Here is a 9208-nt window from a genome sequence, read left to right as displayed (position 1 = left end):
ACTTTATAGTATTGTGATGACCTGCCGCGCCAATGACATCAACCCTTATTACTACTTCCTGCATTTATTTAAAACGTTGCCGAGCAGAGATGTGGGTGATGATGACTTTACCGACTTAATGCCGTGGGATGTGCAGCTAGACTTTGATTATAGCTAAGCGCACTGCTTAAATGCGCGCTTACTTTTTTCCTACTGCGATGCTAAAGACTTATTGTTAGATGCAATGAAAGAGATGTCTGAACTGCAAAAAGTGGATAAAGGAGCCAGATCATTTGAAGCATTCGAAGGGGCAAGCAAAAAGACTGAAGAACTTAGGAAAGTTTCAAAGATCTTGGGGAAGGCATTGGCTGAGGCTTACCCTGTCCAAGCTAAAAAACTTATTGAAAAAGAAATAGTTAAACTTAAAAATTATAAAGAAGGAGAGGAGTTAATTGACAAGCTGAAAGTTAATTTTGACCATTGTAGGAAGAAATTAGGGATATAATAATTAACCCCAGATCTGCTTAAGCAACAACCATAGAGTTAAGCTCTATATCACTGATATTAATGGGTGGCTTATCTTTCTTTAAACAATAAGCCACTAATCCTGCGACTAAATTGAGCATGAAACCATTAACACTACGATGTCTGTAAGCGCGTAATTAGCCCCACATACCAATGTTAATGGTATCTATGCATAATTACCTCAGCATATTAACTGGAGGTAATGATGAAAAAACAGCAAAAAATAAAACACTGGCAAGGCATCTTTGAGCAGCAAAAATCTAGCGCGTTAACTACCATTCATTTTTGTCGTGATAACAAGATTAATCCATCCACTTTCTATGCTTGGCGTAAACGCCTTGCTAGCGAAATACCAACGGCTACCAATTAGATTTCGAGTGACCTTAGCGCACCAAGCACTAGCCAATTTATTGGGCGTACTGTGTATACCATTTCACATATTCACCTCCAAAAAAGTCACCTCAACCGTTTCTGGGTAGATTAAAATAAATGTATTGCATTATTACTGGGTACCCAGTAACGTAAAATAAACTTTTTCAAAACACAAAAAAAAACAGATAAATCACCTGCATAAATACCCACACCACAAAACAGACATAACAAATTAAATTCAATCACTTAGAAAACAAACAAAGGAGCATGGTGAATAGTCTCGCACAAAAAAAACACCAGAAGATAATCAATTATTAAACATAATTCTTTGGCTAGCTGAAGCTTCCCTCAGCAACGTACGAATTATTTCTGCTTTCAATAAATCCCTGAAGTTAAAACCCAGGGATTTTTAAGATTATTTTCTAAATGTTATTTATTGATAAGAGCTAATTCAGCATCTTTGTTCAAAACAATCCACCATCTGTTACCAAAGTCAGTGTCATAACCAACTAATATTTCATTATCACATGATGCAGGGCGAGCTGGAGCAGTTAACAGGTAATTTTCATCCCATGCACTATCAACAACACATTCTGCTGGTGTTGCCGCAAGCCAGCCATCATCTTTGATAGCAAGTTCAATCATAGAAGCATCTACTGATTCAACATAAGTAAATTCTACTGCGTAGCTATCTGAAACTGCATTTGAAATGTCCCAAGATTTGGTTGCTGTTGCTGGTAATGTAACAACAGGTTTTGGAGCGCCTTCTTCGATATTTTTTAAATCAGGTCCTGATAATGAATAAGGTAAACCAGCTTCGGCTTCCATATCTTTCTCAACTCCATAATCATCTTGGTACATACCTGTTTGGTTTTGAGTACCACTTACAATTAGAATATCTGAAGCGGTTGCATCTGTAGCTGGGGTCCAACTTAATGTTACGTGCTCTTTCAAATCTATGGTTGTTTCAGGAATGATCATTTCACCACCTTCTTCATCAGGAACAACGCGGTAGGCTGCATTTAAGTTTGGTGACCAACGTTCATGTACTTGATATAACCATTGGTAAGCTAAGCGTACTAAATCATTTAAGCTTTCTGCGCGAGAGAACCCTGGTGTAAAGCCCATATCACGCTCACGTGTATCGGTACGGTTAAAGGTATCATTACTACCACCCGCTAAATTAGCGTAGGTACCGTCATCGGCATAACATTCATTTGTTAAGTAATTTGGCTGTAAAACCATGACCGGGCGAGTATCTTGGTGGATGGAATTTGGGTAAATTACAGTCTCACAACGGTTGGTGGTACGTGAAAATTTATCCATTAACTTCCAGTCTGCATCGAACGCATCTGAAGCATCATTCGAGTGTGCGGTGTGAGTAGCAAAATAAGATGCATAATCAATACGGTCATTATTAAACGTTAATACTGATGAATTAACATCGTAACCAGTATCTTCTCCTCGATCTGTTTGGTTCTTTTGTGAAACGATCATTTGTACTAAATCACGCTCACCGTAACGAAACTCATAACCTTTATAAGAAGCGTTACCTGCAATAATTTGTGTGTAAGCATCCATGCGATAGTTACCACCAGTTGGTGTTGAACTTGATGGATATGTTTGCGTTACTGTTTTAGCGGTAATTAATGAACGCTGATATTGGTGCTCATGGCCGTTTGCGTAAATAACATCGCGTTCTGCAAAGAACCCACGAATTTTTGGCTGTACATCATATACCCAATCATCGTTTTTAGTACCGTCTACAATTTGCTCACGAGTTTGACCATATTTAGCACCAATTAAACCGTCGTGGCTGGCAACAACAATGTGATCAATTTTGTCTTCGTTTGCTAAAACTGACTCTTTTATCCATTCAAAAGCAACAGGTAGGTTGTAATAAGCTAAACCAAAAATCATGACATTCTCACGAATTACATAATAGTTAACCCACTCGTAACCAGGCATATGGATTGCGTCTTCTGGAATAAATTCTTTCATATTCTCAATCCAGTTATAGGTGTAAGCGTAGCTAGTTTCGTGGTTACCCATTACCGGTAAAAACTCCATACCTTGTGCTTTGTAGTCATCAGCGACTGAGCGCCATTCTGCAAACTCAATATCACTACCACCATCAGTTAAGTCACCTAACGCTAATACCATGTTAACACCCTGGGCTGCTTGGTGTTTTAACACTGCTTTAAGTGGGTGAACAGCAACATGCATTTGGCCTTCACTATCACTCCCACCCTGGGTATCAGGTAATAAGCCAACTTTAAATTCTCCTGTTGATTTAGGAACGGGTTCAACAACAGGTTCTTCAGCAGGTACTTCAACAATGACAGGAACTTCGATTTCTTTAACAATTGTTTTTGTCTTATCGTCACATGCCGTTAACGCTGTAATTATTGATATGCAAACTAGAGATTTTTTAAAGTGAGTTAAATGATTCATTTACTTCCCAAATTATGATTAATTAATATTTTGAGGGAAGTGTACGCAAACAACATGACAGTGATATTTACAAATTACTACATAAAAGTTAAAAATTTACTACATTTTAGGTTAACGAAAGAGACAAGGACCTCATAAAGTACTTTAAGTGAATACCATCTTATTTAGGTTCATGGAAAGTATGATTTAGTCGAAGCTAAAAAAGGCCGAACTCATGCATAGGCTATACATGAAGGGAGTACTTTAGATCTTACATAATCACAATTAGATCGAAAGACTAAAAAATATAATTTTCTAGGCGAAGCAGTTTTCATAGCAATCACAACGAAAGTACCTTGAGAAAAGGAGGGCTCCAGACGGTGTGACTCGCGTTGTAATCGTGTAGCCTAGTAACGATGCTAGGCCTAGATAAATGATTTTTCAATAAAAACCAGTTTATAGTGTCAGGGGGTCGCTTCTCAGTATTTTTATCAATGTCCGCTAGGGGCTACGAAGCATAAATATTAATTCCATCACTGAAGCCATGCTTATGGATTTAGGTGAAAAACCATAATGGTGACTAAACGTCTGTCAGGATTTAGTTAAATAAAGGCTAAACATGGCCTAAGTTATCATTTATATAACACTCTTTTCTTGATGCTATAGTTATGTGGTTCCATTTAGGAGCTTAGGTACTATAAAAAAATATCTTTAAACTAACTAGGATTAACAGTTAATTTTAGGTATGTCTTTCCAATTAGTCGTGAACTGAGGACTTAAAAAATTCCTTTTCATTTTCCATGTGTCGGTCTGGCCTTCAGTACCGAGCTTTAAAGTCCCATGTCCATAACGGTTGTTGATATTATCAAAACACTTCATTAATACTGGATTCGAGTTATCAGGCATGAATAAATCAGATTGCTGGAACTTTCGACTTTCTAATTCAATAGCACCAACACCACAACGATAAAAACGAACACCAGCAACAAATATATCTGTCATTACCAGAGTAATAGCCTTGGCAATCTCACAACTGTTATCGGTCGCAACAGGAAAATGATAAATCATGGCGTGTTTGTAATAGTTATCATCGTGAGGTGAGCTAGATGCAAAAACCATAAGCTTTTTAATTAAAGAAGATTGTTGCCTTACCTTTTTAGCAACAATAGTACCGTGGGTTGATAGTGCTGATTGTAATGCATGGATATCAACAATGCGTTGACCAAAACTGCGTGTTGAAAATATTTCCCGTTTGGGTGATTCAATATCATCCCACGATAAACAGCTAATACCATTGAGTTCGTTGATTGTTTTTTCGGTGACTACACTAAACTCTCTTCTCATTGCTTTAGGGCATTGGGTCGATAATTGATAAGCTGTTTGAATTCCTTGTTGATTTAACCGTTGAGCTAGTTTTCTCCCAATGCCCCAAACATCACTTACCGCCATTTTTTCTAAGATGATTTTACCGTTTTGCATGTTATCAATGACAGCAACGCCATTATAACCACTGAGTTTCTTTGCTGCGTGGTTAGCGGCTTTTGCTAGCGTTGCTGTTATGCCAAAGCCAACACCAACAGGTAGCTTCGTTTCCTTCCAAATGGCGCGTCTGATTTTATGCCCGTATTGGCTCCAATCTTTAATTAGTCCATTATAGTTTTTAAATAATAAAAAGGATTCGTCGATAGAGTAGATGTGTTGATTATCACAATACCGTGATATTACATTCATCATCCGTTCGCTTAAATCTGCATAAAGCTCATAATTAGAAGAGCGCACAACAACATCATGCTTTTGTAGAAACCACTTTATTTTAAAGTAAGGCTCAAACTTAGGAATACCCAATTTTCGGGCAATAGGGCACACAGCACAGATACAACCGTCGTTATTGGTTAATACCACCACAGGTTTATTTCTTATACTTGGGTCAAATACCTTTTCCGCACTGGCGTAAAAAGAAACCGCATCAACTAGTGCATACATGCTGTTAATTCTGGGGCTTGATGATGAAGCCTAATAGAGCGGGTAACAACACCTTCCAATTGAAAATCGTCTTCTGGATTTATTGTCACAGGAAGGTGAGTTTTGGAGGCAGAAACCAGTCTTGCATGTGGCTTATCTATTATTTTGCAGACAAAGCAGCCATTAAAGTTAGCGACTATCACATCACCATCTTTAACGGTCAATGAGCGGTCGACGATAAGTAAGTCCCCATCAAATATCCCGATGTCTTGCATAGAGTGACCTGATGCTTGTCCTATAAAGGTGGCATTGGGGTGGCGGATAAGTAACTTATCTAATGATAAGCCAAGCTCTTTATATTCTGCGGCTGGGGATTCGAAGCCAGTTATGCCAGCTTCAATATAAATCGGTATCACTTTCATAAAACAAACCCAATTAACTGTATTTCTATACAGTATAGTTTCATTATCTAATTTTATAAAGATTTATTCAGTACAATCGATGGGGTTTATTTTCAATTCATTACTGTGTGTTAAGCCTTAAGTACTTAGCGCGTAAACCACTAAAATCGAGCTAAGCCTTGCACTCAATATAGATGACAGGCATATTCATATAATAATTAATCTATAGGTATACGAATGAAAACAACTATAAGCTTATTGGTTGCTATTTTAATCGCAACCCCTGCTATAGCAGCAAATCAAGAGGTACAGTCCTTTAGCAAAGCCAAAAGGCTGCTAGAGCAAAAGGTGTATAACGAACACCGAAAAACACTTTATTGTGATGCAGGGTTTACTGCCAAAAAGGAGGTAATAGCGCCTAAGGGGTTTTCCACTGATAAATATGTGAAACGCGCTAAAAAAATAGAATGGGAGCATGCAGTACCAGCAGAGAACTTTGGGCGTACTTTCAGTGAGTGGCGTGATGGTCATGAGCAATGCGTTAGTAGTAAAGGAAAGGCATTCAAAGGTCGTAAATGCGCAGAGAAGATAAATATTGAATATCGATATATGCAAGCAGATATGTTTAACCTTTATCCCGCGATTGGCGCTGTTAATGCTTTAAGAAGTAACTATAACTTCACCATGCTACCTGATGTTAAAAGTGATTTTGGTAGTTGTGCTATGAAAATTGAAAACCGTAAGGCTGAGCCACCTGAAGAAGCCAGAGGAAGAATAGCGCGTACTTATTTATATATGGAAGATACTTATAAAAGATATAACATGAGTAAAGCACAACGCCAACTCATGACCGCTTGGGATAAAATGTATCCCGTAGATGCATGGGAATGTAGCAGAGCAGAGAAAATTACTGTGCTACAGAAAAGCCAGAATAATATTGTTAAAAGTCGGTGTGATGCTTTAAACCTTTAGTTGATACACGTCACATAAAGTCAGTGAATTCGGGGTTGTAATCAATCTTATCAAATAAGAATGAATCTACATCACCCCGTTTCACTTGTTCAATGTATAAATATGCTAGGTCTATTGAGCCAAAGTAAATATCGATTGCGTTAAGGGCGTGCAATTTAGAGTGAGTTAGCTCTGTGTGTCGGTTGGTGGCTATAAATAACCAAGTATCGACAAGTACAATTGGTGGGTATCCTTTCATATCGTCATCATCCTTAATGTATCGTTGTTTAACTATAGAACATTATTTTTAGAATGCGAATTCTGACAATGGATATTTCTTCTGTGGTCTAACTGAGGCACTATCTAGTTCTCACTGGCTCGATGTTAACAAAGATACGCATAAAGAAGAAATGAAGCTAAATTCTAGCCTGTAATAGATTTTGTAAGTTTAGCCGTGAATTTTATTATCATATTCGATAATAGAAAGGCAATAGTAAACAAGGTAATGATGATATCGCTATCGGCATTTGGTTTAAAAATGCTTTTTTGAAGATAAAGAAATATCGAACTGTAACCACTCGATATGATAAGTTGGCTAGAAACTACCAGAGTGTGCTTGCACTAGCCTTTTCGCTTATGTGGTTACCGGTATGGCTTGATTAAAATATGTGCAGTAAAGATCAACACGCTATAGTTTGTCTTACGTATTTATCATCAAGAAACCATATCGTGCTGGATGCTACGCTGCGCAGAGCTGTTTTCTCCCCTATATCAACACTTAAACGAGGTCTTGTTATCTCAAGCGGTTGTTGTCGTTAGCTATACACTCACGACGCTTGAAGCAGGACATTCAAATCAAAATTGCAGTACTTTTCCGTTAAAATAGCAGCACTTTTCCATTAAAATAGCAGCACTTTTCCGTTAAAATAGCAGTATTTTTCCGTTAAAATAGCAGCACTTTTCCATTAAAATAGCAGCACTTTTCCATTAAAATAGCAGCACTTTTCCATCAAAATAGCAGCACTTTTCCATCAAAATAGCAGCACTTTTCCGTTAAAATAGCAGTACTTTTCCGTTAAAATAGCAGTACTTACTACTGTTTACATCAATTCAGTTAAATCAGAGCTATAATCAACTTTATTAAATATAAATGATTCAACATCGCCACATTTAACTTGTTCAACGCATAGAGAAGCTAACTCGATTAATACAAAGTAACTATAAATTCAAATTTGGTTAAAAATAGTTTAAGGTTCATTTCGAGGGGATGAGCAGAAAGTAAGCGATCATTCTGGGGTTAGATCACCCAATTCAACTTGAAAACAGCGATAAAGTTTTAGCATGCTTGTCTTAAATGACACACTTATTCTTGCATTATTACTTTATACTCATCAGTTAAGAGTAGTAGCGTACTCTTAAATTTCATTTCGAGCATCAAGATGTAGCAGAGGTAACATGCTTTTATGCAAAACGTTAAATACGACTAGTTGATTTTTTTATCTATGATGTAATAGATAACATGACTTACATGAAGGAATCTATCTCAATGAAAATAAGCCAAAAAGAAGCTGATTATGCTTTATCGTTTCAGGCCGAAGCATGCAACTTCAATATTTAGCTGTATTAATGAATCTGTATTGCATAACTCATCAAACATACCTTTAGATACTTTTTTATATTCTTCTATTTCGATCTCAGTCATAAAACCCTATTATCAAATATGATAAAAAACAACAGCTACTTATCATATATGACAACACCTTATTGATGATTGTCAAATATGATAATCATGGGGCAGGCTGTTAAAGGTTATCAAAAGGCCATGCGAAAGTACCATAAACCCTAGGCATAAATGGCTAGGCAGCCCTTTAGCCTCTCTGAATTTTTATGCCTTTCTAACATTCTTTCAGCAAAGATGACTCCTGGGTGCTGGACGCATAATTCTTACTAGTGCTATTTTTAGCTCCAATTAAATGTCATTATTTCATTATAAGCCAGTTGCGTTAATCTCACATAATCAAAAAATACTATTGATTAACCGGTAGTATTTCGACAACTAGGCGTTTACTCCAAGCATAGAAGGTGGATGAATTAATATTTTTATCACGACAAAATTGAATGGTAGTTAACGCGCTAGATTTTTGCTGCTCAAAGATGCCTTGCCAGTATTTTATGGATTGCTGTTTTTTCATCATCACCTCAGATTAATATGCTGAGGTGATTATGCATAGATGCCATTAACATTGGTATGTGGAGCTAATTACGCGCTAACGATGACCTGCAGCACCAATGATATCAACCCTTATTACTACTTCCTGCATTTATTTAAAACGTTGCCGAGCAGAGATGTGGGTGATGATGACTTTACCGACTTAATGCCGTGGAATGTGCAGCTAGACTTTGATTATAGCTAAGCACCAGGGCAAACGGATTAAAACTATACAGATGTGAAGCCAACTGTTAGCACTTTCATCATATAAGCATCATCCCAACCAGCTTTTAGGCGCTTATTTTTAATACCTACTTTCACACTTTTACCATTTTTCAATAAGTTAAGTGCTATTTTGTTCATCATTGAAAAATTC

9 protein-coding genes and 3 pseudogenes are annotated in these 9208 nt (G+C 37.1%); 6 read left to right on the top strand and 6 right to left on the bottom strand.

Translation table 11 applies throughout. From position 1 onward, the window contains the following. Positions 1-157, top strand: a 157-nt coding sequence (locus AC0UA9_RS16520) for a transposase domain-containing protein (protein WP_475661735.1), incomplete at its 5' end; no start/stop codon positions are given. Between the two features lie 75 nt (positions 158-232). After that, a complete protein-coding gene (locus tag AC0UA9_RS16515; RefSeq protein WP_475661733.1) occupies positions 233-484 on the top strand; it encodes a hypothetical protein in 252 nt (83 codons plus the stop codon). A gap of 19 nt (positions 485-503) precedes the next feature. Here AC0UA9_RS16515 and AC0UA9_RS16510 read toward each other — a convergent pair. Then, a pseudogene (locus tag AC0UA9_RS16510) lies at positions 504-629 on the bottom strand (IS982 family transposase); the annotation flags it as partial. A gap of 80 nt (positions 630-709) precedes the next feature. On the opposite strand from AC0UA9_RS16510, the gene tnpA (AC0UA9_RS16505) reads away from it, so the two are divergent. Further along, a complete protein-coding gene (gene tnpA / locus AC0UA9_RS16505) occupies positions 710-874 on the top strand; it encodes an IS66 family insertion sequence element accessory protein TnpA (RefSeq protein ID WP_475661731.1) in 165 nt (54 codons plus the stop codon). Between the two features lie 431 nt (positions 875-1305). Here the strand turns inward: tnpA (AC0UA9_RS16505) and AC0UA9_RS16500 are convergent, their stop codons facing one another. The 3 genes from AC0UA9_RS16500 to AC0UA9_RS16490 all read right to left on the bottom strand — a co-directional run bounded on the left by AC0UA9_RS16500 (position 1306) and on the right by AC0UA9_RS16490 (position 5693). Continuing rightward, the gene (locus AC0UA9_RS16500; RefSeq protein WP_475661729.1) at positions 1306-3330 is read right to left on the bottom strand and encodes a metallophosphoesterase family protein; all 2025 of its coding nucleotides are present in this window, start codon (positions 3328-3330) and stop codon (positions 1306-1308) included. 705 nt (positions 3331-4035) lie between these two features. After that, positions 4036-5292, bottom strand: a complete 1257-nt coding sequence (locus AC0UA9_RS16495) for a Y-family DNA polymerase (RefSeq protein WP_475661728.1) — start codon at positions 5290-5292, stop codon at positions 4036-4038. Beyond that, entirely contained in the window at positions 5280-5693 is a 414-nt protein-coding gene (locus tag AC0UA9_RS16490) for a LexA family protein (protein WP_475661726.1), read from the bottom strand. The genes AC0UA9_RS16495 and AC0UA9_RS16490 overlap by 13 nt, the downstream gene beginning before the upstream one ends. 216 nt (positions 5694-5909) lie before the next feature. Between AC0UA9_RS16490 and AC0UA9_RS16485 the strand changes: the two genes are divergently transcribed. Then, entirely contained in the window at positions 5910-6644 is a 735-nt protein-coding gene (locus tag AC0UA9_RS16485) for an endonuclease (RefSeq protein WP_475661725.1), read from the top strand. Between the two features lie 10 nt (positions 6645-6654). On the opposite strand, the gene AC0UA9_RS16480 is transcribed toward AC0UA9_RS16485, so the two are convergent. Further along, a complete protein-coding gene (locus tag AC0UA9_RS16480) occupies positions 6655-6882 on the bottom strand; it encodes a hypothetical protein (RefSeq protein WP_475661724.1) in 228 nt (75 codons plus the stop codon). Positions 6883-7135: 253 nt separating this feature from the next. Here AC0UA9_RS16480 and AC0UA9_RS16475 point away from each other — a divergent pair. Beyond that, a pseudogene (locus tag AC0UA9_RS16475) lies at positions 7136-7286 on the top strand (IS5 family transposase); the annotation flags it as partial. 1364 nt (positions 7287-8650) lie between these two features. Here the strand turns inward: AC0UA9_RS16475 and tnpA (AC0UA9_RS16470) are convergent. Beyond that, complete coding sequence (gene tnpA, locus AC0UA9_RS16470) at positions 8651-8815, bottom strand: IS66 family insertion sequence element accessory protein TnpA (protein ID WP_475661722.1); 165 nt, start codon at positions 8813-8815, stop codon at positions 8651-8653. A gap of 69 nt (positions 8816-8884) precedes the next feature. Here tnpA (AC0UA9_RS16470) and AC0UA9_RS16465 point away from each other — a divergent pair. Then, a pseudogene (locus AC0UA9_RS16465) lies at positions 8885-9037 on the top strand (transposase domain-containing protein); the annotation flags it as partial. Positions 9038-9208 lie beyond the last annotated feature (171 nt).

The sequence above is a fragment of the Colwellia sp. F1 genome (assembly GCF_056238625.1).
This window is presented reverse-complemented; position numbering and strand designations above follow the sequence as displayed.

Excerpts from the sequence above, each read along its gene's own strand:
- AC0UA9_RS16515 (WP_475661733.1), top strand. The coding sequence starts at position 233 with ATGTCTGAACTGCAAAAAGTGGATAAAGGAGCCAGATCATTTGAAGCA.
- AC0UA9_RS16490 (WP_475661726.1), bottom strand. The coding sequence starts at position 5,693 with ATGAAAGTGATACCGATTTATATTGAAGCTGGCATAACTGGCTTCGAA.
- AC0UA9_RS16500 (WP_475661729.1), bottom strand. The coding sequence starts at position 3,330 with ATGAATCATTTAACTCACTTTAAAAAATCTCTAGTTTGCATATCAATA.
- AC0UA9_RS16480 (WP_475661724.1), bottom strand. The coding sequence starts at position 6,882 with ATGAAAGGATACCCACCAATTGTACTTGTCGATACTTGGTTATTTATA.
- tnpA (WP_475661731.1), top strand. The coding sequence starts at position 710 with ATGAAAAAACAGCAAAAAATAAAACACTGGCAAGGCATCTTTGAGCAG.
- AC0UA9_RS16485 (WP_475661725.1), top strand. The coding sequence starts at position 5,910 with ATGAAAACAACTATAAGCTTATTGGTTGCTATTTTAATCGCAACCCCT.
- tnpA (WP_475661722.1), bottom strand. The coding sequence starts at position 8,815 with ATGAAAAAACAGCAATCCATAAAATACTGGCAAGGCATCTTTGAGCAG.
- AC0UA9_RS16495 (WP_475661728.1), bottom strand. The coding sequence starts at position 5,292 with ATGTATGCACTAGTTGATGCGGTTTCTTTTTACGCCAGTGCGGAAAAG.